General features: G+C 60.9%; 14 protein-coding genes. 3 read left to right on the top strand and 11 right to left on the bottom strand.

Annotation, left to right across the window (positions count from 1 at the left end; all coding sequences use genetic code 11):
• Window positions 1-62: 62 nt before the first annotated feature.
• The 11 genes from infB to CLU94_RS08280 all read right to left on the bottom strand — a co-directional run bounded on the left by infB (window position 63) and on the right by CLU94_RS08280 (window position 16,639).
• Window positions 63-2,921 carry a translation initiation factor IF-2 gene (infB, locus tag CLU94_RS08230; RefSeq protein WP_099665291.1) on the bottom strand — a complete coding sequence of 953 codons (2,859 nt, stop codon included), beginning with the start codon at window positions 2,919-2,921 and terminating at the stop codon, window positions 63-65.
• 46 nt (window positions 2,922-2,967) lie between these two features.
• Window positions 2,968-4,533 (bottom strand): transcription termination factor NusA, encoded by a 1,566-nt coding sequence (gene nusA / locus CLU94_RS08235; protein ID WP_077400312.1) that lies wholly within the window; start codon window positions 4,531-4,533, stop codon window positions 2,968-2,970.
• Complete coding sequence (rimP, locus tag CLU94_RS08240; RefSeq protein ID WP_035828693.1) at window positions 4,530-5,018, bottom strand: ribosome maturation factor RimP; 489 nt, start codon at window positions 5,016-5,018, stop codon at window positions 4,530-4,532. Before rimP ends, nusA begins: the two co-directional genes overlap by 4 nt.
• A 344-nt stretch (window positions 5,019-5,362) precedes the next feature.
• Window positions 5,363-7,429 (bottom strand): 23S rRNA pseudouridine(2605) synthase RluB, encoded by a 2,067-nt coding sequence (rluB, locus tag CLU94_RS08245; RefSeq protein WP_099665292.1) that lies wholly within the window; start codon window positions 7,427-7,429, stop codon window positions 5,363-5,365.
• On the bottom strand, window positions 7,422-8,216 hold the full coding sequence (gene scpB, locus CLU94_RS08250; protein ID WP_077400306.1) for an SMC-Scp complex subunit ScpB: 795 nt from the start codon (window positions 8,214-8,216) through the stop codon (window positions 7,422-7,424). The genes rluB and scpB overlap by 8 nt, the downstream gene beginning before the upstream one ends.
• A 398-nt stretch (window positions 8,217-8,614) precedes the next feature.
• Window positions 8,615-9,634: a glucokinase gene (locus CLU94_RS08255; RefSeq protein WP_099665293.1), complete on the bottom strand. Its 1,020-nt coding sequence runs from the start codon at window positions 9,632-9,634 to the stop codon at window positions 8,615-8,617.
• A gap of 389 nt (window positions 9,635-10,023) precedes the next feature.
• Entirely contained in the window at window positions 10,024-10,986 is a 963-nt protein-coding gene (locus CLU94_RS08260) for a VTT domain-containing protein (protein WP_099665294.1), read from the bottom strand.
• Between the two features lie 27 nt (window positions 10,987-11,013).
• On the bottom strand, window positions 11,014-12,705 hold the full coding sequence (locus tag CLU94_RS08265; protein WP_099665295.1) for an ABC transporter ATP-binding protein: 1,692 nt from the start codon (window positions 12,703-12,705) through the stop codon (window positions 11,014-11,016).
• A gap of 9 nt (window positions 12,706-12,714) precedes the next feature.
• Window positions 12,715-13,824 (bottom strand): ABC transporter permease, encoded by a 1,110-nt coding sequence (locus CLU94_RS08270; protein ID WP_099665296.1) that lies wholly within the window; start codon window positions 13,822-13,824, stop codon window positions 12,715-12,717.
• 9 nt (window positions 13,825-13,833) lie between these two features.
• On the bottom strand, window positions 13,834-14,772 hold the full coding sequence (locus CLU94_RS08275) for an ABC transporter permease (RefSeq protein ID WP_099665297.1): 939 nt from the start codon (window positions 14,770-14,772) through the stop codon (window positions 13,834-13,836).
• A 28-nt stretch (window positions 14,773-14,800) separates the two neighbouring features.
• Window positions 14,801-16,639: an ABC transporter substrate-binding protein gene (locus tag CLU94_RS08280; protein ID WP_081345921.1), complete on the bottom strand. Its 1,839-nt coding sequence runs from the start codon at window positions 16,637-16,639 to the stop codon at window positions 14,801-14,803.
• 380 nt (window positions 16,640-17,019) lie between these two features.
• Here CLU94_RS08280 and CLU94_RS08285 point away from each other — a divergent pair, with 380 nt between their 5' ends.
• The 3 genes from CLU94_RS08285 to CLU94_RS08295 all read left to right on the top strand — a co-directional run bounded on the left by CLU94_RS08285 (window position 17,020) and on the right by CLU94_RS08295 (window position 23,532).
• Complete coding sequence (locus CLU94_RS08285) at window positions 17,020-17,328, top strand: TonB-dependent receptor (protein ID WP_180278617.1); 309 nt, start codon at window positions 17,020-17,022, stop codon at window positions 17,326-17,328.
• 330 nt (window positions 17,329-17,658) lie between these two features.
• Window positions 17,659-20,328: a TonB-dependent receptor gene (locus tag CLU94_RS08290; RefSeq protein WP_099665298.1), complete on the top strand. Its 2,670-nt coding sequence runs from the start codon at window positions 17,659-17,661 to the stop codon at window positions 20,326-20,328.
• Window positions 20,329-20,685: 357 nt separating this feature from the next.
• Window positions 20,686-23,532, top strand: a complete 2,847-nt coding sequence (locus CLU94_RS08295; protein WP_180278618.1) for a TonB-dependent receptor — start codon at window positions 20,686-20,688, stop codon at window positions 23,530-23,532.
• Window positions 23,533-23,588: the final 56 nt, after the last annotated feature.

The following is a 23,588-nucleotide window of genomic DNA, read 5'->3' on the forward strand; positions in this document are numbered from 1 at the left end:
TTGACCAATGCGCCCCACGTGTTTGCGCGGACAAAGATATGTCCGCGCCATTACTGCTGTGATTACAGGGTACGAGCGATTTCCTGGACTTCGAACACTTCCAGCGTGTCGCCAACCTGAATGTCGTTGTAGTTCTTCAGCGACAGGCCGCACTCCAGACCGGCGCGAACTTCTTTCGCATCGTCCTTGAAGCGTTTCAGGGAGTCGATCTCGCCGCTCCACACCACGATGTTGTTGCGCAACAGGCGGACGGAAGAAGCACGCTTGACCACGCCATCGGTGACCAGGCAACCGGCAATCGCGCCCACTTTCGAGACCAGGATAACCTGGCGGATCTCGACCTGGCCGATGACCGTTTCGCGTTTCTCTGGTGCCAACATGCCCGACAACGCCGATTTGATCTCGTCGATCGCATCGTAAATGATGTTGTAGTAGCGAATGTCCACGCCATTCGACTCGGCCAGCTTGCGTGCCTGGGCATCAGCACGGGCGTTGAAGCCGATGATGACCGCTTTCGAGGCGACTGCCAAGTTGACGTCCGATTCCGTGATGCCGCCGACGGCAGCGTGTACCACTTGTACGCGCACTTCGGAGGTCGACAGTTTCTGCAGCGAACCGACCAGCGCTTCTTGCGAACCTTGCACGTCGGTTTTGATGATCAATGGCAAGTTTTTCACTTCGCCTTCGGCCATCTGGTCGAACATGTTTTCCAGTTTCGCAGCTTGCTGTTTCGCCAGTTTCACGTCGCGGAACTTACCTTGACGGAACAGACCAATTTCACGCGCCTTGCGCTCGTCAGCCATGACGACGACTTCCTCACCGGCAACCGGCACTTCCGTCAGACCCTGGATTTCGACCGGAATCGAAGGACCCGCTTCAGCGATGGCTTTGCCGTTCTCGTCCAGCATGGCGCGAACACGGCCATACGAAGAGCCAGCCAGGATCACGTCGCCGCGGCGCAAGGTACCGGACTGCACCAGGATCGTCGCGACAGGACCACGGCCCTTGTCCAGACGCGCCTCGACTACCAGGCCGCGCGCAGGCGCTTCGACCGGTGCCGTCAGTTCCAGCACTTCGGCTTGCAACAGCACTTGTTCCAGCAGGTCGTCGATACCCTGACCCGTTTTGGCCGACACCGGCACGAATGGCGATTCGCCACCGTATTCTTCCGGCACGACTTGTTCGGCGACCAGTTCCTGCGTCACGCGGTCAACGTTGCCGCCTGGTTTGTCGACCTTGTTGATCGCCACCACCAGCGGTACGCCGGCTGCTTTCGCATGGGCAATCGCTTCTTTCGTTTGCGGCATCACGCCATCGTCGGCGGCAACCACCAGAATGACGATGTCGGTTGCCTTGGCGCCACGGGCACGCATGGCGGTAAACGCTTCGTGACCCGGGGTGTCGAGGAAGGTGATCATGCCGCGTGGCGTATCGACGTGGTAAGCGCCGATATGCTGCGTAATGCCGCCCGCTTCGCCGGAAGCAACCTTGGCACGACGAATATAGTCCAGCAGCGAGGTCTTGCCGTGGTCGACGTGACCCATGACGGTGACCACCGGTGCGCGTGGCTTGGTTTCGAAGTGCGCGTGTTCGCCCACGTCGGCCAGCAGCGCTTCCGGATCGTCCAGTTCGGCGGCGAACGCCTTGTGGCCCATTTCTTCCACCAGAATCATGGCGGTTTCCTGGTCCAGCACCTGGTTGATCGTGCACATCTGGCCCAATTTCATCAAATGCTTGATGACTTCGGATGCCTTGACGGACATTTTGTGCGCCAATTCGGCCACGGTGATCGTTTCCGGTACGTGCACGTCCTTGACGACGGCTTCCGTAGGAGCCTGGAAGTTCGATTCACGGTCGTCATGGTGCGTCGGGCGACGGCCCTTCGCGCCACCGCGCCAGCTGTCACGGCCGCCTGGGCCGCTATTGCCGCGTGGCTTGGGACCACCGGTGGTGCCGCGTTTTTTCGCGTCATCGGACCAGGTGGACGACACATTCGCCGACTTGATGGATTTCTTGTCTGCAACAGCAGGCTTCTTGTCGCCCGGCTTGTCGCCAGGTTTCTTGTCAGCAGGCTTGTGCAGCGTGCCTTCCGGCGCCTTCGGCTTGACCGGTACCGGTGCAGGCTCAGGAGCCTTGATGGCGCGACGTGGCGCGTTCATCATGGCCTTGATCTGGGCGACTTCGTCGGCCACGGCCTTGCGTGCACGCTCGGTGGCTTCCGCTTTGTCAGCGGCTTCCTTGGCGGCAACAGCAGCGGCGGCGGCTTTCTTCTTCGCTTCTTCAGCGGCAGCAGCTTTTTTCGCTTCGGCGGCGGCGTCGTCAACGACAGGCGCGGCGGCGCTGGCGGCAGGCGCGGCGGCAGCCTTGGCGGCCGCTTTCTTCGCTTCCGCTTCCGCTTCTTTCTTCGCAGCCAATTCAGCCTGTTGCGTGGCTTTCGCCTGGGCTTCTTTTTCCGCGTCGAGCTTGGCCAGACGTTCTTGCTTTTCGCGCAGATCGGCTTCCTGGCGGGCGATCAGTTCAGCCTGTTTACGGGCTTCTTCTTCACGGCGCGCCACGTCGGCGGGATCGATCACCGGTGCGGCAGGCGCGACCGGTTCAGCTGCGACCGGCGCAGCTTCGTCACGCTGGACGAAAGTGCGTTTCTTGCGCACTTCCACCTGGATGGTGCGCGATTTGCCGGTGGCGTCAGCTTGCTTGATTTCAGTCGTTTCCTTGCGGGTCACGGTGATTTTCTTCTTTTCTGTGTCAGCCGCTGCGCCGTGTGTGCGGCGCAGATGATCCAAAAGCTTGTCCTTATCATCTTTCGACAATGGATCTGACGTCGAACTTTTCTCGACGCCGGCAGAACGCAGCTGCGTCAGCAGCAAATCTGCAGGCATCTTCAGTTCGGTGGCAAATTGGGCTACGTTGTTACTCGCCATTCAGTCCTCTTTTCTATGTGTCGCGGAGATGATAAAGATACTCAAATTAAGCCTTTGCGGATTCGGCCAGACTCCATGCCTTGGCTTGCAACGCCTTGGCACGATCGTCGTATTTCGAGTCAACCAACTTCATCTCATCGTCGGTCACATCTTTAAATTCACTTGTAATCAGTTCACGCGCACGGTCCGCAGACAAGGCCAGGATTGCGCCAAATTCGTCGTATGCCAGTGCTGCAAATGCTTCAACGGTCTTGATACCAGCCAGACCCAGCTTGCCGGCGGTAATGCGGTCCATGCCTTCCAGACCGACCAACGCCTCGTCCATGCCTTCCAGACCCTCTTCCGAAGCAATCGCTTCGGTCACGAGCGCATCACGCGCACGGGTACGGAGTTCATTGACGGTATCTTCGTCAAACGATTCGATTTCCAGCATTTCGGAAATTGGCACGTAAGCGATTTCTTCCAGACTGGCGAAACCTTCTTCCACCAGAATATCGGCCACTTCCTGGTCGACATCGAGCTTTTCCATGAACAGGATGCGCACGGCAGCCGTTTCCTGGGCAGCTTTGTCAGCCGATTCTTCGGCCGTCATGATGTTGATCTTCCAGCCGGTCAGGTCCGAGGCCAGGCGCACGTTCTGGCCGGAACGGCCGATCGCGATTGCCAGGTTTTCTTCGTCCACGACGACATCCATCGCGTGTTTTTCTTCGTCGACCATGATCGACGACACGTTCGCCGGCGCCAGGGCGCCGATGACGAACTGCGCCGGATCTTCCGACCACAGCACGATGTCGACACGTTCGCCGCCGAGTTCGCCGGTCACGGCCTGCACGCGCGAACCGCGCATGCCGACGCAAGTACCGATCGGGTCGATGCGCTTGTCGGCCGTGTAGACGGCGATCTTGGCGCGGACGCCGGCATCGCGGGCTGCGGATTTGATTTCCAGCATGCCTTGCTCGATTTCCGGCACTTCCAGTTCAAACAGCTTCATGATGAAGTCTGGCGCGGTACGCGACAGAATCACTTGCGGGCCGCGCATATTGCGGTCGATGCGCAAGATGAAAGCACGCACGCGGTCGCCGATACGCAGATTCTCTTTCGGGATCATCTGGTCGCGTGGCAGACGCGCTTCGATCTTGCCCGATTCGACGATGGCGTCGCCGCGTTCCATGCGCTTGATGGTGCCGGTGACGAGCGAGTCGCCGCGTTCCAGGAAGTCGACCAGGATCTGTTCGCGCTCGGCGTCACGCACGCGCTGCAGGACGACCTGTTTGGTATCCTGGGCGAAACGGCGGCCGAATTCGACGGATTCGATCGGTTCTTCGATGTGGTCATCGACTTCGATATCCGGAATCTGTTCTTTTGCCTCGAAATGCAGGATCTCCTGATCCGGCAATTGCAGGCCCGCTTCATCGGGCACCACGTGCCAGCGGCGGAACGATTCGAATTCGCCCGTTTCGCGGTCGATCGAAACGCGGATGTCTACCTCACCCTCATACCGTTTCTTCGTGGCTTGCGCCAACGCGAATTCGAGGGCGCCGAAGACGACATCTTTATCGACGTTTTTTTCGCGCGCCAGCGCGTCAACCAATAATAAAACTTCGCGGCTCATGCTTTGCGTCCCTTAAAAACCACCTGCGGCACCAAGCGTGCCTTATCCACATCCGCGAGCGTAAACTCCAACATCGCCGGACCATCCTTACCTTCAAATTCCAACGACAATTTATCGCCCACGGGTTCTTGCAAGATCCCCTGGAACGATTTCCGGTTGTTCGTACCCGGCATCGCCACCATCAGCTTGACGATGATTTCCTGACCTGCGAAACGGACAAAGTCTTCCAGCTTGCGCACCGGACGATCCAGACCCGGGGAAGAAATCTCGAGGCGCTCGTAAGGAACGTTCTCTACCGTCAACACATGCGATAACTGGTGACTCACCGTGGCACAGTCTTCGACCGTGATCGGACCTTTTTCAGCGGCATCGGCGGCGCTGAAATCAATAAAGACGCGCAGCAGTCCGCGCTCGGCACGTTCGACATCAACGAGCTCATAGCCCAGACCTGTAACTGTCTTTTCAATTAATCCCAACTGCTGCAAGAAATTCTCCAGAAATAAGGCCCGTTTTCGGCATGACAGCGCCACATCGGGCGCCTACAACATGCAAAAACACGCATTCAAGTCATATATGGCCCCTTGCGGAGCCATTACAAACGGTTCAACAAAAAAAAAATGGGCATCTGCCCATCTTCTTGTATTTCCCCAACCAGATGAAAGCACTCCCCACCAAACAACCCTGCGGAGAACTTTTATTAGGCTGCAGATTATAACCTCTTATTAACTTCGCCGCAATGCCGCACACGCGGAGCGGCCCGGCTTACAACAGTTACAAGAGCGCGCACCCGCGGCAGATCGGCGGGCGCGCAAGAAGAAACTCTTCCCGATTAACCTTTGCTGCGGCGGCGCGGCATGCCATCCATGCCGCCACGATCCATGCCGCCACGCGGCTGGCCACCGGAACGTTGCCCACCGGCACCACCACCCGTATTGCGGCGCGGACCCGTGTTGGCGAAGCCGAACGCCGTTTGCAGCGGATCGGGCTGGCGCGGACCGCGCTGCGGCGCGCGGCCTTCGCCACCCGGACGGCCTTGACCCTGGCCTGCCGCACGCGGCGGACGACCCTGGCCTTGCGGCGCGCCTTCGAACGATGCCGACGAGCGGGGCTGACCACCCTGGAACGGACCTTGCGGCTGGCCACGGCCAGGACCACGCGCGTCGCCTGGACGACCGGCGCCGCCTGGGCGGCCCTGGCCTTGCGGACGGGCAAACTGGCCTTGCGGCTGGCCACGGCGCGGCGCGACCGGGAAAGGATCGGCGTTGCGGTTGCTCACATCGATGCGGTTGCCATTTGGCTCGTCATCGCGGCTGGCCTTGCGCGCTTCGCGGCCCTTGGCGGCGCCAGCGGCGCGGGGGTCGCCCGATGCCGGCATTTTCTTTTCGATGCCGTAGGCGGTCAGCAGGTCGCGCACGGTGTTTTCATCCATCTCTTCCCAGCGGCCGCGTTTCAGGCCGCTCGGCAGGGTCATGGCGCCGTAGCGGGTACGGATCAGGCGCGAAACGGTCAGGCCGATGGCTTCGAACATGCGGCGCACTTCGCGGTTACGGCCTTCGCCGATCACCACGCGGTACCACTTGTTGATGCCTTCGCCGCCGCCATCGGCGATCTTCGAGAACTGCGCCAGGCCGTCTTCCAGCTCGACGCCGGCCAGCAGTTTCTGGCGCATGCCCTCTTCCAGCTCGCCCAGGGTACGCACGGCGTACTCGCGGTCGATGCCGTAGCGCGGGTGCATCAGGCGGTTGGCCAAATCACCGGAGGTGGTAAACAGCAGCAAGCCTTCCGTGTTGAAGTCGAGACGGCCAACGGCCAGCCACTTGCCGGCTTTCATGGTCGGCAAGCGGTCGAATACGGATGGACGGCCGTCCGGGTCATTATGGCTGACGATTTCGCCGGCCGGCTTGTGGTAGACCAATACGCGTGGCGGCTTCTTGCTGACGCGGCGCTGGATCAACTTGCCATTGATGCGCACGTGATCGCTCGGCAGGATGCGCTGGCCGATGTGGGCTGGCTCGCCATTGACGGACACGCGGCCAGAAATGATCAGGTCTTCCATGTCGCGGCGCGAACCGAGACCGGCTTCGGCCAGCACCTTGTGCAGCTTCGGCGCATCGTCGTCGGACGTCAGGTCGCGGCGCACGACGGCTTTCTGTACGCGGCCCGTGCCGCCTTCTTCGCTGTCGAACGCGTCGGAGGTGACGAACGAGAAGACAGCATCAGCGTCGCTGAGCTTGCCCGGCGCAGCCTGGCGGCCCTTGCCCTTCTTGCGGCTCTTGCCGGCATTCTTGCCGGCGCCCGGCACGTCGTTGCGCGGACCGCGCGGCAGGCGCGGGCCGGAGACGAGGTTGCCTTCGGCATCGAACACATCGGCGACAGGCGCGGCAGCTTGCTCGGCGGCAGGGACGGCTTCCGCTGCCTGCGGCGCTTCGGCGCGCGGCGGCTGGCGCAGCGCACGTTCCGCCTGTACACCACGCATCTGGCGCGGACCGCGCGTCGGACGCGCTTCGGCCGGCTTGTCGGCAGCAACTTCCGGCGCCGTTTCAGCGACGGCGGCAGCGGCCTTGGCGGCGGCGCGGGCGCGCGGCGGACGCGGCGCCGGGGCGGCAACCGCCTCGGCTGCTGCTTCGGCGGCGTCGGCCACGGCCTTCAGGGCCGGCTTGGCGCGGGTTTTCTTGGCGGCTGGCGCCGCTTCAGTTTCAGCAGCGGCGACGACGACGGGCGCATCGGCAGCCACGTCGGCTTTCGTGCGGCGCTTCGGCTTGGCAGCGGCGGTGTCGCCTGCAGCGGCGGCAGCGGCCGTATCGGCTTCGATCTGGGCCTTGGTGCGGCGCTTGGGCTTGGCAACGATGGCTTCGTCGCTGGCGGTTACTGTCTCGGGTGTGTTCGGATTATTCATTCTTCGTTTCTTGGCTGTGCTGACCTGGCGCAGCGTCAACCGTTAGTTCTGGCGCAGGGTCGTGAGTGTAGGCTTCGTCCGTGGGCGAAGCATCGGGGCCGGCATCAAGGCTTGCTGTCACATCTACATCTGTCACAGCCGTATTGCTACCTGCACCAAGCTGGGGGACAAGCTCATTGCTTGCCTTGTCAAAATTCTCTTGCAGGGCCGCTTCCAGGGCTTCCAGCCCATTGCCCTGCATTTCACTGATTTGCTGCAACGGCGGCAGCTGGGACAGCGAATGCAAACCCAGGTCGTCCAAAAACTGCTTGGTGGTGGCCAGCAAGGCCGGCCGTCCCACCACGTCGCGGTAACCGATGGCATCGACCCAGCCACGGTCTTCCAGCATCTTGATCGTCTGCGAATTGACGGCAACGCCGCGAATCTCCTCGATATCGCCGCGCGTCACCGGCTGGCGGTAGGCGATGATGGCCAGGGTTTCCAGGGTCGCCCGCGAATACTTGGGCGGCCGCTCGGGCGTCAGGCGATCGAGATACATCTTCATTTCCGGGCGGCTTTGAAAGCGCCAGCCCGAAGCGAGACTGACGATCTCGATGCCGCGCCCTTCCCACTCATCGCGCAACTCTTCCAGCAATTGCTTGATCGTATCGGCGCCGACGCCGACGCCACGCACGCGACCATTCTCGTCCGCATCGACGAACAGCTTCTTCAAGCTGTGGATCGTCAGCGATTCACGAGCGCACAGCAACGCGGTTTCGAGGACTTTTTTAGCCTCAATTGTATTCATAGCAATTCTGTGCGGATGTGTGTTGCAATTCGTATGCAGAGAAAGAAATCAAAAACGTTCATTTCAACGTAACAGAGGGCAGACATCGATGATGACGCCGTGCTGGGTTACTAGTTGAGGCTGTTTTTCCGACGCCTTGGCCGATGCGCGCAAAGCGGGACTAAAGCGGATGCAGTGAAAGTCCTGCCATCCATGGTGCTGGCCTTAAATAACCAGCAATGAAACGAACTCCGGAGCAGCTGCTTTTCCCGTGGCGACGATGCAGCCAGACGGGAAAGCGACAGTCGTCGTTTCATCCAACGATGCCAATTGTACCTGATAAAAAGCGGAAAAGCGCAAAACCGGGTAAAACACGCGTTTTACCCGGCTCTGGCGCGACATCCCGCCCGCTGCCCGCATCACAGGGAGGCGAGTTTCTCCGAGAGAATGGCCGATGCGCCCAGGAAAGCTGGGTACTGCGCCGTGATGACGAAGGTCGGCACTTGCGAGACATAATTGGCGAAGCGGCCCTTGCGCTCGAAGCGGGCGCGGAAGCCGGAGCGGTCGAAACGCGCGCCCAGGCGCGGCACGATGCCGCCGCCGATATAGATGCCGCCCAGCGCGCCCAGGGTGACGGCGACGTTGCCCGCCACGGTGCCCAGCATGCAGCAGAACGCTTCGATGACGTCGTCGCACAGCTGGGATTCGCCAGCCAGCGCGCGGCGCGTGATTTCCGCCGCCGGCAAGTCTTCCGCCGGCACGCCCGCGCGGTCGGCCAGGGCGCGGTAGATCAATTCCAGGCCATCGCCGGAAATCAGGCGCTCGGCCGAGACATGCTCGTATTCGCGCCAGGCGAATTGCAGAATGCTCACTTCCACTTCATTGAACGGCGCGAAGCTGACGTGGCCGCCTTCGCTTTGCAGGGCGATCCAGCCGCCGTGCGAAGGAATCAGGCCCGATACGCCCAGGCCCGTGCCGGCGCCGATCAGGCCAATGGCCGTGTTCGGACGGGCCGTGCCCGCGCCCACCTGGTGCTTTTGCTCGTTGGACAACTGCGGCAAGGCGCGCGCCAGGGCCGTGAAATCGTTGACCACGTCCAGGGTCGTGAAACCGCACTCTTCGCGCATGGCGCGGATCGAGAACGACCAGTGGTGGTTCGTCATGCTGAGGAAATCGCCGTCGACGGGATTGGCGATGGCGATCACGGCATGGCGCACGGCTTGCCCGCCGGCCGCGGCGATGTGCGGCAGGGCCAGGTAGGCTTGCAGGGCGGCGGACAGGCTCGGGTAATCGGCACAGGGCAACACTTCCACCAGGGTGATGTGGCCGGTGGCCACTTCCAGGGCGAAACGGGCATTGGTGCCGCCCACGTCGGCCAGCAGGCGCGGTCCATCGGCGAAGGCGGAAGTCGGCAGTACGGGAGAAGACGAAGCGCTCATGATTTTAAATGATGAAGTGGGACGCATGGGACGCCAAGCTTAAAGGATGAATGCGCCCGGAGGCAAGCAAAGTTTGTAGTTTAAGTACATCAAAACAAGCCTTTATTGGTAGTTCCACTCCAAATGCAACAGGCAGCGCCAAAATTGCTTAGAAACAATGATTTATAGTAAGTACTTGCACTCGCCAGGCACGCGAAAAGCATGCTGCACAGCAGCAGGAATCACCTTGAAAACAGAGTATGCCGGAGTTTGCGCAAAGCCGCTTGGTACGCGACGGCGCTGGTGCGGCGCTGCCGTCCTGGCCACGCCGCAAAGGTGTTTTCGTATTATTACTACCGGTTTTTACTGCGGGCTTTATTGCCAGCCTGGCGTGCCGGCGGCAACCCGGATCAGGAAGGCAAGCCTTCGCCCAGCAGGCTGGCGGGCGCCGGCTGGTCCGAGCGGTAGGCGGCGTTCCACGCATCGAGGCCGCCATGCAGGGGCTTGGCCCGGTGGAAGCCGTGCTGGTGCAGCAGCTTGGCCACTTGCGCGGCCGTCACGTCGTTGGGGCAGCTGCAATACACGATGATGTGGCGATCCTTGTCCATGGAGATCATGGCGGGCACCGGTTCCTTGCCATTGAAGAACAATGCGCCCGGCACGGCCGGTTCCAGCGCCTGCGCCGTGGCGCTGCGCGCGTCGACCATCAGCGGCTCTTCGCCCTGCTCTATGAGTTCGAGCAATTCATCGATGCCGATGCGCTCGATCTGCAAGGCCTGGCGGAAACGCCGGCGTTCGAGGAATTTGTACAGCAGGAACAAGCCCAGCAAGGTGGCCAGCATCAGCAAGGCCGTGCTGCCCATGGTGCTGAGCAAGTCGAGCACCTGCTGCACGCTGGCATGGAAAATCACGCCGACGACGATGCCCGTGCCGCTCCACAGCAAGGCGCCCAGGCCCGCGTACAGGAAGAACAAACCCGGCGGCGTGCCCAGCGCGCCCGACATGGGCGCGGCCACGGTATTGAATCCCGGCACGAACTTGGAGACGATCAGGGCTTTCGGGCCCCAGCGCTTGAATTTGTCTTCCGTCTGGCTGACGCAGTAATCGGGCGACAGCGAGATGCGGCACAGCAGCCGCAGGATGCGCTTGCCGAAATGGCGGCCCGCGCGGAACCACGTGAAGTCGCTGATCAGGCAAGCGCTGAGCGCGGCGGCCAGCACCAGTCCCCCATTCATGTCGCCATCGACGGCCAGCGCCCCCGCCACCACGAGGATGGGAAAGGCGGGAATCGGCAGGCCGAGCTGCTCCACCAGCACGATGCCAAAGACAATTAGGACACCGTAATGTTCGAGCAGGTAAATGAGGTTGGGCATGGCCGCTATCTTACCGTAAAAGCGTGTTTATATTTGCACGCCCTTCGGTATGGCGCTTAGTAACGTGCGCGTGTACGGATGCACGGGATTGCGGTACAGCTCATCCGAATCGGCCAGTTCCACCACCTGCCCCTTGTGCATCACCATCACCTGGTCGGCGATGTATTTGACGACGGACAAATCGTGCGAGATGAAGATGTACGACAATCCGAATTCATCCTGCAAATCCTGCAGCAAGTTCAATACCTGCGCCTGCACCGACACGTCCAGCGCCGACACGGATTCGTCGCACACGAGAATTTCCGGCTGCATCGTCAGGCAGCGGGCAATGGCGATGCGCTGGCGTTGGCCGCCGGAAAACTCGTGCGGATAGCGGTGGAAAGCCTGCTCCGGCAAGCCGACTTTATCGAGCAGCCAGTAGGCCTTGGCGATGCGTTCCTGGTCCGTCGCGCCGATCTTGTGGATGCGCATGGGTTCCAGCAGGATCTGTCCCACCGTGAAGCGCGGGTTCAGCGAGGCATATGGATTCTGGAAGATGATCTGGATGCGGCGTTTATACGGCAAATACTCCTTGTTCGGCATGGCGATCAGATCCTTGCCGTGGAACATGGCCGTGCCGCCCGTCGCCTGGTGCAGGCGCAGCAGGGTCAAGCCCACCGTCGTCTTGCCGGAACCGGACTCGCCCACCACGCCCAGCGTTTTTCCGCGTGGCAAGGTGAACGACACATCCTTGACGGCCTGGAATTCGCGCTTGCCGAACAGTCCCTCGCGCGTGTAAAAACTTTTACTCAAGTTACTGACCACCAGCACGGGCTCGTCGCCCGGCGTGTAGCCGCGCGTGCGTTGCTTCACCTCGACGCCGGGACCCGCCTTGCCATCCATATAATCGGCGATGACGGGCAGGCGCCAAGGGCGCTCGTCCAGGGACGGGCGGCAATGCAGCAGCGCTTTCGTATAACTGTCTTGCGGCGCTTCAAACACTTGCCGCACGTCCCCCGTCTCGCGCACTTCGCCGTGGCGCATGACGATCACCTGGTCGGCGATTTCTCCCACCAGGCCCAGGTCGTGGGTAATGAACAGCACGGACATCTGGTGTTTCTTTTGCAGCGCCGCGATGAGGTCCATGATCTGCTTCTGGATCGTCACGTCCAGCGCCGTCGTCGGTTCGTCCGCGATCAGGAGTTTCGGTTCGCAGGCGATGGCCATGGCGATCATCACGCGCTGCTGCTGGCCGCCCGACATCTGGCTCGGGTAGGCGTCGATTTTCGTGGCGGGGTCCGGTATGCCCACTTCCTCGAGCAATTCCAGGGTGCGCGCCCGCGCCTGCTTGCGGTTCATGCCCATGTGCTGGCGCAACACTTCGGCGATCTGGAAACCGACCGTGAACACGGGGTTCAGGGACGACATCGGCTCCTGGAAGATCATCGAGATATCCTTGCCGCACATGGTGCGCCGCTCGGCGATCGATAATTTGAGCAAGTCGCGTCCGCCGAAGTGGATGCTGGAGGTCGGGTCGATGATGGTGTTATCCGGCGGCAACAAGCCCATCACGGCCAGGGAGCTGACGGACTTGCCGCTGCCCGATTCGCCCACCAGGGCGACGGTGCTGTTGCGCGGCACGTTGAACGAGATGCCCTTGACGGCTTCGAACGTGGTCTTCTTGTCCAGGCGGAAGGTGACGCGCAGGTCGCGCACTTCCAACAGGTTATTCTGGTCCATGAGCAACTCCTATTTCACTTTGGGGTCGAGCGCATCGCGCAAGGCATCGGTAAACAGCGAGAACGCCGTCACCAGCACGGCCATCGCCGTAGCGGCGGCGGTCAGCTGCCACCATTTGCCCAGGATCAGTTCATTTTGTGCCTCGTTGAGCATGCTGCCCCACGAGACGGTGCCCACCGGCACGCCAAAGCCGAGGAAACTCAGGATCACTTCCGCCTTGATGAAGCCCACCACGAGGATGGACATTTGCACCAAGGCAACGTGGCTGACGTTCGGGAAGATGTGGGAAAACATCTTGCGCCAGTGCGAGGCGCCGATGGCGTCGGCCGCCATCACGTATTCGCGCGCCTTGTGCTTGATGTATTCGGCGCGGATCAGGCGGTACGGCCCCGTCCAGCCCGTCAACCCCAGGATCAGCACGATGGTCAGCACGCCTTTTTGCTGCAAGACCGCCGCCACCGTCAAAATCATCAGGATCGAAGGAATCGACGTGAAGATGCTGTAGAACCAGTTGAAGAAGTCATCGACGATGCCGCCGAAGTAGCCGGACACGGCGCCAAAGATGGTGCCCAGCACGACGGCCAGCAAGGCGGCCACCAGGCCCACGACGATCGACGTCTCGCCGCCCTTGACGGTTTTCTGCAGGATATCGTGGCCCCACTTGTCGGCGCCGAACGGCAAGGTTGCCGCCTTGTGCGTGACGAGTTTCTTGGCCTTGCCCATGCCGGCGCGCAAGGCCGTCAAGTCGTCGGCCAGCGGGTCCGCGACGCCGTACATTTCCACGCCAGCCGATGGGTTGCTGCCCATCTGGGCGCGCAGTTCGGCGATATCGTCGGCCAGCGGGTCGAGCACGTTGACGGGTGTCGGCGCGCTGCGCTCGTCCGTCACGGGCATGGCGCCATCGGCGGCGACGTCCTTGTCAGCGCCGACAAACGTGGGCGGCGCGTAGCTGACGGCCACTTCGTCTTCCCAGTTAGAGGCAACCAGGCCGCTGGCGGAAGCCAGCACCAGCAGGAAAAAGGCGCCGACCACGGCCAGCGATACCATTGCAATCTTGTCGCCGCGCAAACGGCGCCACGCCAGGGCCCACAGGCCGGGCGATGTATGAGGTTTCGACATCGTCTCTTTCTACTTCAGTTGTACGCGAGGATCGACCGCCTGGTACAGCAGGTCGGTGAGCAGGTTGAAGAGCATGGTGGCGGCGGCGACATACACGGTGATCGCCTTGATCACCGGAAAGTCGCTACGCTCGACGGCCAGAATCACTTCACGCCCGATGCCGGGGATGCCGAAGAAGCGCTCAAGCAGGAAAGCGCCGATCAGCAGGGCCGGCAAGTTCGACATCACATAGGTAATGATGGGGATGCCGGCATTGCGCAGCACGTGGACCCACATGATGCGGCCTTCCTTCAAGCCCTTGGCGCGCGCCGTGCGCACGTAATCCTGGTTGGCCTCGTCCAGCACGAAGGTACGGAACAGGCGCAGGGTGGGCGCGATGGACACGGCCAGGCCGATCAGGATGGGCAAGGTCGAATAGCGCAGCAGGTTTTCCCAGAAGCTGTCGCCCCAGCCCTGAACGGGGAACAGGCCCAGCTTATAGGCAAAGCCGTACTGGAAGACGATGATGTAGACGAGGATGGAAATCGACATGCCCACCGTGCAGGCGATCATGACGGCGCGGTCCGTCAGCGAGCCGCGCACGAAAGCGATGGCCAGCGCCAGCGCCACGCCAAAGAACGTTTCCAGCACGGTCAGCGGGATCAAGACCATCATCGACGGCCCCAGGCGCGAGGTGATGATGTGCGACACGGCTTCCCCCGTCGCCCAGCTCTGGCCGAAGTCAAACGTGACGATCTGCTTGATGAAGATCCACAGTTGCACGTAGTACGGCTGGTCGACGCCCAGCTGGCGGCGGATGTTGGCGATGCTTTCCGCACTAGACATCTTGCCGGCCAGGATGTAGGCGGGGTCGCCGCCCACCCAGTTGAACAGGATAAACACCAGCAGGACGACGCCCAGCATGGTGGGCAGCATCTGCCACAAGCGGCGCAGGATATAAGCAAACATAATGATTCCTTGTTGTTATAAGCCGCGCTTATTTTTTAGCGGAATCGGCAACGGGCGCCACTGGCGTGCCCGTGCTGTCGATATCCATGTACGCCCATTCCTGGAACAGGATCGGGTGCTTCTTGTAGCCCTGCACCGACTTTTGCGCCAGCATGTTGCGGTAGCGCGCATAGCCGATCAGGGCGCCCGCATTGACTTCCAGGCGGCGCGCCATCTTGTGGAACAGCTCGTCGCGCTCGGGGCTGGCCGGCATGGCCTGGCTGGCCGCGTACCATTTATCGTACTCGGGGTCCTGGTAGCAGCCATTGTTGTTCTGGTGCGTGTTCGGGCCGTAGAACAGCTGCATGAAGTTGTCGCCGTCCGGATAATCGGCCAGCCATGGCGCCGTACGCGTCTGCATCTTGCACTGCTTTTCCGTCTTGAGGATGTCGGAGAAGATCATGCGGTCGTTTTCCATGCGGATGCCCAGCGAGTTGTACGTCTTGCGCCACATTTCCGCCTGCAGCACGCCATTGGCTTCGTTGCGCGAAGCGTAGCGAATCAGGAGCGGCTTGCCGTCAGGCAAAGTGCGCCAGCCATCGGCGCCCTTCTTGTAGCCGAATTTATCCAGCAATTTATTGGCCAGCACGGGATCGTATTGCAGCAGGCTCTTGTAGTGGGGATCGTAGCCGACGACGCCGGGCGGTATCGGATAGTCGAGGCGCTTGGCCTGGCCATTCCAGATGATGCGGATTTCTTCATCGATATTGTGCGCCATGGCAATGGCACGGCGCAGCGCGATCTTTTCCTTGCTGAAGCCGCCGAGGGTGGGGTCTTCCATGTTCCAGTAGTAATAGCTGATCTCCGGGTCCAGCAAGCGCGACAGTTGCACGCCCTTCTCCGCCAGCTCGGGACGCAGCTTGCCGTTCAGCAATGCTTTCGGCGCCAGCGGGCCGTCGAGCCAAAACACGTCCGTGCCGCCGCTCTGGAAGGACAGCCAGCGCGACTGGTCTTCGATCATCACGGAAATTTCGATGCGGTCGATGGCGGGAATGCGTTTACCCTGCATCTGGCGCACGATACGCTGGTCGTCCGGGTCGTCGCCAGCCATGAAATTCCACGTTTCCGGCAAGTGCTGCGGGTTGCGGTTCAGGACGATGCGGTTGCCGCGCGTCCATTCACCGAGCGTGTAGTAGCCGGTGCCGACGGGATTCGAGCCCACTTCGCCCTTCACGTCGCCGTACTTGTCCACCACTTCGCGCGCCACGGCGGCCGTCGGCACGTAGGCGAGGATCATGGGGAAGTTGAAATCCGTCTTGGTCAGCGTGATGCGCAAGGTGTACGGATCGAGAATTTCCAGGCCGGCCACCTTCTTGTTGAAGTCCAGCTTGTTCGCCTTGGCCGCTTCCTTGGCCAGGTCGTCCAGCCCCACCACCTTGCCTTCGAACAGCCAGCTGTGCGGCGAAGCGAGGCGCGGGTCGAACAATCGTTTCCACGAATACACGTAATCGGCCATCGTCAGTTCGCGGCGCTTGCCGCCGAACGCCGCATCGGGCGTGAACAGGATGCCTTTTTTCAGGCGGATGGTGTAGGTCTTGCCGTCGGCGGACACTTCCGGCATGGCGGCAGCCGCGCCGGGCACCACCTTGACGGGGCGCGCCAGGTAATCATAGGTGTACAGGGTGTCGAAGACAGCCTGCGTGATGTGGTTCGAATACAGGTCGCGCGCGGTGGCCGGATCGAAGCCCGTCTCGGCGGCCGGCAGGATATAGCGCAAGGTTTTGACCGGCGCGGCCGCGGCGCTGGGGGCATCGGCGGCAACGGCCGCCAGCGGCAGGGTGGCCAGGCAGGCGAGCAGCGCCACGCGCCGCATCCATGGTGACTTCATGTAATACCCTTCATCTCGATTATCTGTCGCACCGTATTGGTGCGCTTGTACTGGCTTCCCCCTGGGATACAGGATTCCACCGCCAAAACCAGTCTATCCTCGCAAGATCTATGCCTTGTTCATCGCCAGCCCCGTCCGCATGCAGGCGCGCTGGAAAAAGGCGTAACGATAACGCATATTTTGTTCCCCGGGCAAAAAGCCGCAGTGCTGGCGTGACGGGCAGCCACGGCTGCCTGCCGTGCAGGGGAAATCTTCCGCAGCGCAACAAAGACCGGTCGCCACCATGAAAAAACGACTTGGCAGTAACCGTTACGGCCCCGAATGACGACAGTTTTTATGGCAGTACGGAAAATATACGGCGCGGTGCAACATTAAAATAATTGCAAATATTAAAACAAGTCGGCGCCCTGGGCCTGGCCGTGGGCGCGGAACACCGCCGCGACAAGCTCGACAATCCATCGTTGTCGGGCACAAAAGACGGCGCCATCCATTCCAGCTATGTAGCCGCCAAGGGCGACAGCAAGGTGTCGGCCGTGTTCCTGGAAGTGCTGGCGCCCGTGATCAAGACGGTGGAATTGTCCGGCGCCTTGCGTGACGACAAATACGACCGTTTCTCGTCGACCACGCCGAAACTGGGCGCCGGCGACAATTTCTTCCAGCGTCCGCTCAGGCTGCCACGCACAGCCTGAACATCCGGCAGGCACAAGTCACTATCGCCATGCCATCCACACCAACGCCCGCTGCACTGCAGCGAGCGTTTTTTTATTTTGCGCACGAGGGGGGATGGCAGCCTCGTCAAAAATGCGGCACAAAATGCACCTTCTTTGTTCTAAATCAGTACCTCTGATGCACTGCGTTGTTTAGGCACACAAACCTGTTTGCCACGTTGACAAGGACTTTTGCAGCTCATTACAGTGAATCTCTTGAAAAGATATAAATACTTTTCAATGTTCTCGGTGCGCCAACCAGCGCGGCCGTTCTTGCCCTTCTAGCCAACCGCTTTTCCAGGAGTCTTGAACATGATCAGAGAAACACGCTTGTCCCGTTCCATCCGTTTGATCTGCGCCAGCGGCCTTGCCGCCGGCCTGCTCAGCCAGCAGGTGCTGGCGCAAGAAGTCAGCGATACCAGCAGCATGCAACGCGTCGAAGTCACCGGTTCCTCCATCAAGCGCCTCGTCTCGGAAACGGCGACGCCCTTGTCCATCTTCAAGGCCGAGGATTTTGCCAAACAGGGCTTGACGACGGCCCAGGAAGTGCTCAGCAAGATCCCCTCGAATGCGTCCAGCATGGGCAGCGGCAATGCCGTCGGCGGCAATACCAGCGGCTTGCCCACGGGCGGCCAGGCCAGCGCCGACTTGCGCGGCCTGGGCGGCGACAAGACCCTGGTCCTGCTCAACGGCCGGCGCATCGCCAACCATCCGTATGACGGCGCCAGCGTCGACCTGAACATCATTCCCATCGCCGCCCTGGAACGGGTCGAAGTGCTGCGCGACGGCGCCTCGGCCATCTACGGCACGGACGCCATCGGCGGCGTCATCAACTTCATCACGAAGCGCTCCGTCAACGTCACGAATATCACCGCCGAGGTCGTCGCGCCTGAACACAAGGGCGGCGGCGAGCACCGCATCAACCTGTCGACGGGTTTCGGCAAGCTCGACACGGACGGCTACAATATTTTCGGCGTGGTCGACTACCACAAGCAAAATGTGCTCACCTCGCAGGACCGCGATTTTTCCAAGACCGGCATCATTCCCGAGCGGGGCCTGTCGCTCACCAGCGGCACCACCTTCCCCGGCAACTACTTCGATGCGGCGGCCAACGGCGGCAAGGGCCTGGCCGGCAATCCGTACGCGGCCAGCGGCTGTCTGCCGCCGCTGTCGGTGGCGGCCGCCAACGGCACTTGCCGCCAGGATTACACGCGCCAGATCGACGATCTGCCCGCGCAGGAGCAAGTGGCCTTCTTCGGCAAGGGCGCCTTCAAGCTCGGTGGCGGCCACCTGGCCACGGTGGAATATCTGCATTCGGAAAACAAGGTGAAGGCACGCACGGCGCCGCCGCCGCAAACGGGCTTGATCTTGCCCATTAGCAGCAAATATTATCCGGGCAAGGCGGGCGGCGTGCCGGCGCAGCCGGGCTTGTCGGGCCAGCCGCTGAGCGTCAACTGGCGCCCCGTGGAAGCGGGCCAGCGGCAGATCGATTCGGACGGCAAGGCGGACCGCCTGGTGCTGGCTCTCGAAGGCGAACTGGCGGGCTGGGATTACAAGACGGGGCTGAGCCACGCGATCAGCAAATCGTCGGAGAAATTTACGGGTGGCTATGTGCAGGATGCCTCGTTCGCCGCCGGCGTGCTCAATGGCATCCTGAACCCGTTTGGCGTGCAGGATGCAGCCGGCAAGACTTATCTGGACAGCACCGCCCTGCGCGGCGAAGTGCAGAACGCCAAGGTCACCACCACGGGCTTCGACCTCAAGGGCAGCCGCGACCTGATGCAACTGGCCGGCGGCCCGCTGGCGATCGCGCTCGGCGGCGAAGTACGGCGCGAAAAGGCCGACTTCAACGTGAACCGCGACATCGCCGGCCAAGCCACCAGTTCAGGCCTGTCCGGCTCGCTGTCGAAGAGCGGTTCACGCACGATCCAGGCCGTCTTCGGCGAAGTTAACTTGCCGCTGATCAAGGACCTGGAAGTGCAGCTGGCCGCCCGCTTCGACCATTACAGCGACGTGGGCAGCACCACCAATCCGAAGCTGGCCCTGCGCTACCAGGCCAGCAGCGCGCTGGTGCTGCGCGGCTCGGCCAGCACGGGTTTCCGCGCGCCCACGCTGTTTGAAAAGAATGCGCCGCCGTCGAAGAACGATACCAACGATTCCTACGACGACCCGATCCTGTGCCCCGGAGGCGTGCCGCAACCGGGCGCCAACCCCTTGCGCGATTGCGACTTGCAGCAATTCAAGCTGCAGGGCGGCAATGAAAAGCTGAAACCGGAAAAATCCACCACCTTCGCCTTTGGCCTGGTGCTCGAACCCATCAAGGAAGTCACCGTCGCCGTCGATTACTGGAACATCCATTTGAAGGACAAGATTTCGTCCCTGCCCGAACAATCGATCTACGGCAACTATGAAAAATACAAGGCCTTGTTCCTGCGCAATCCCGACGGTTCGCCCTACGCCATCCTCGACCTGAACGACAACCTCGGTGAAGTGAAGACCGACGGCATCGACGTCAGCCTGAATGCGCGCCTGGGACGCGGCGCGTATGGCGATTTCAGCGTGTCGGTCGACGGCACCTGGACCCACAAGTATGACTACCAGAACGAGCGCGGCGGCGAATTCATCGCCAACGTGGGCCGCTACGCGGACAACAATCCCGTCTTCCGCTGGAAGCATACGGCGGCGCTGAACTGGCGCATGGGCAACTGGGGCGCCACCGTGTCGCAATCGTTCAAGTCCGGCTACACGGATCAGAACCAGGTGGATCCGCAGTACCGCCACGATGTGCCGTCCTACAGCCTGCTGAACGTCTCCGGCAGCTATGCGTGGAAGGGCTTGCTGCTGACGGCCGGCGTGAAAAACCTGTTCGACAAGGAACCGCCGTTCTCGAACCAGGGCACCTTGTTCCAGAAAGGCTATGACCCGCGCTACACGGACCCGATCGGGCGCGCCTGGTACTTGCGCGGCAGCTATACGTTTTAAGGGGGAATTGCGGGAAACGCGATCAGACGGGCAGCGCTGGCAGGCATTTGCCAGCGGAAGCAAAGACGGCGCCATCAGCGATGATGTGCGCCGTTTTATTTTACGCATCTGAGCAAGTCTGACAAGGGTTCACGATATTTTATTGCTGAAGGATTATAAAAAAAACAGGAAAATGTTGCATTTCGTCCAAAAAGTCCGCACGAAATTGACAATCTGAATCGTGAATGTTTTGATGAGGCCCAAGAAAATTTACAGAATTTTCGTTGGTCAATTTTGAAATAAGCAAATAAATTGTCAGCAAGCAACATGTTATTTCAAAATAAATGCCATCTTTATCACAATAACAAGGAATTTCAGATGATGATAGAAAATGTAATATCGCGGTCGCTGCGCCTGATGTTTGCAGGCGGCATGGCCCTGGGCATGCACGCCGCGTATGCGCAAGAAACAACAGATGGCACCATGCAACGCGTGGAAGTCACGGGTTCGAGCATCAAGCGCATCGCTTCCGAAGCGTCGCTGCCAGTGCAGTCGTTCAACCAGAAAGACATCAAGAAAACCGGCGTTACCACGGTTACCGATTTCATCCAGCAAATTCCTGCAATGCAGGGCTTCTCCGTGGCCGCCGATTCGGTGGGCGGCGGCGGCGGCGGTGTCACCACGGCCTCGATCCACGATATCGGCGCAGCCTACACGCTGGTGCTGCTGAACGGCCGCCGCTTGGCGCCATCCAATTCCGGCACCACCATCGACCTGAATTCGATCCCCCTGTCGGCCATCGAGCGCGTGGAAGTGCTGACGGACGGCGCCTCGGCCCTGTATGGCGCCGACGCCATCGCCGGCGTGGTCAACTTCATCCTGAAAAAAGGCACATCGCCGCTGGAAATCAACGCCAAGTACTCGCGCCCTGAAGAAAAAGGCGGCGCCAGCAATTCGATTTCGATCAGCAAGGGCTTCGGCGATATCGACGAAGACGGCTACAGCATCTTCGTGTCGGCCAGCCACGACGAACAAAAATCGCTGAAAGCATCGCAGCGCAGCTTCGCGAAAAGCGGCATCATCAATTTCAACGATCCGAAGACCGGCAAGGCGCTGCAATTCATCAACGGTTCCTCGCGTTCGTCGGCAGCCAATGCCGCTGCCACCTACAACCGTACCGATGCAAACGGCAATGTGGTGATCAACCCGGAAACCAACAAACCGTTCGTCGATACCGTCAACCTGGCCAATCCGTATGCACTGGCCCATGGCGGCAAGTGCGCGCCTGGCAATATGGACTTCTACGGCGATGGCAACTGCTATTTCGACTCGCCGTCGACCATTGAAATCAATCCCGAATCGAAGCGCGACTCGCTGTTCAGCTCGGGTACCGTCAAGCTGGGCAAGACCGGCTGGCAAGGTTTCTACGACTTCGCCTACACCGAAGCGAGCATCAAGGCCAGCATCGCGCCGTACCCGGCCGATTTCTCCATTTCCCCGAATTCGCCCCTGTTCAGCAAATACATTGCCTCGCAGTTGAGCCCGTCGCAGCTGGCCAATGCCGTGAGCGGCGTCGCCAAGTACCGCCTGTCCGAAATGGGTAACCGCGTGTACGACTACGGCAACAAGGCGACCCACCTCGTCGGTGGCGTGGAAGGCAGTGCATTCGGCTGGGATATCAACACGGCCGTGACGTACTCGAAAAACAAGCAGACGCAGGACTACGTCAGCGGCTTCCCGCTGTCCGACAAGTTCAACGCCCTGCTCGACGCCGGCACTATCGACCCGTTCGCCTACCCCGTGGGCGCCATGCCGGACGCCATGCGCCAGGCCCTGCTCGGCACTGGCTTCAGCGGCACCTACAACACGCAAACCGTGGAAATGAAGGGCGTCGACGGCCGCGCTTCGCGCCCTGTGTTCTCGCTGCCGGGCGGCACCGCCATGCTGGGCGTGGGCGCCGACTACCGCAACACCTCGTTCAAGATGCAACAGGCGGATGTCGCCAAGCAGGCGCAAATCCTGTTTGACAATGCGCAAGTCGACAGCGAATACGCACGCGACAACGCTGGCGCCTATGCCGAGCTGATGCTGCCGATTTCGAAAAAACTGGAAGTAACCGGTTCGGTGCGTTATGACCAGATCGGCGCCATCGACGACAAGCTGACGGGCAAGACGGTAGGCAAGAAAGAAAACGCCACCACCTGGAAAATCAGCGGCAAGTATTCCGCGACCAAGAGCCTGATGTTCCGCGCCGCTGCCGGCACCGGCTTCCGCGCCGCCAGCATGCAGGAAATCGCCGGACCGCTGGAAGACTGGGGCGTCACGGGCGGTAACTACCAATGCCCATTGACGGCGGCAAACGGCATGGGCGGTCACCCGCTGGCCAGCTACTGCAGTGGCGTTGGACGCCAGCAATTCGAAGCCTTCCAGGGCGGCAATCCTGAGCTGAAGCCGGAAACGTCGAAGCAATGGAGCATCGGTACCGTGTTCGAGCCGATCGACAGCCTGTCGATGTCGTTCGACCTCTGGAACGTGGAAATCCGCGACCAGGTCACGGCCGTCTCCGAAGGCTTGATCTTCAACAATCCAGCCAAGTATGCCAACCTGTTCACCACCAAGCACATCACCTCGACGGGCCTCGACGTGCTGGCCATCAAGCTGCTGCCGATTAACATCGGCAAGGTGGAAAACCGCGGTATCGACTACGACTTCACCCACAAGATGAAGTTGCTGGACGGCCGTCTGACGAGCCGCCTGATGGGTACCTATCTGCTGCGTTCGCGCTACACGACGCCGGGCACCGATGATCAGTGGGAAACCAGCCTGAACCGCTACGGTTCGAACGACAAGGTCAGCTTCCGCAACATCATCCGCGCCACCACCTCGTATGAGACGGCCAAGTTCACGCATACGCTGAGCGCCAGCTACCGCAATGGCTACACGGACAAGGAACAGACGGTCGACGATTGCGCCGTGATCGTCGCCGGCAGCCCTGGCGAATGCTATGGCATCCAGCTGGAAGTGCCGAGCTACACCACCTTCGACTTCCAGACGGCTTACCGTCCTATGAAGAACGTGGAAATCACGGGCGGCATCCTGAACCTGTTCGACCGCAATCCGCCGTTCACCCTGCGCAACACGGGTTCGCATCAAATTGGCTACAACCCATCGTACTCGAGCGCCCTGGGCCGCCAGTTCTACCTGAGCGGTTCCTACAAGTTCTAAGCTGATTGCATCGGCTGAAAACTGAAAAAGCCCGGAAAGCTTAGCTTTCCGGGCTT

The sequence above is a fragment of the Janthinobacterium sp. 13 genome (genome assembly GCF_002749695.1).
GTDB lineage: Bacteria > Pseudomonadota > Gammaproteobacteria > Burkholderiales > Burkholderiaceae_D > Janthinobacterium > Janthinobacterium kumbetense.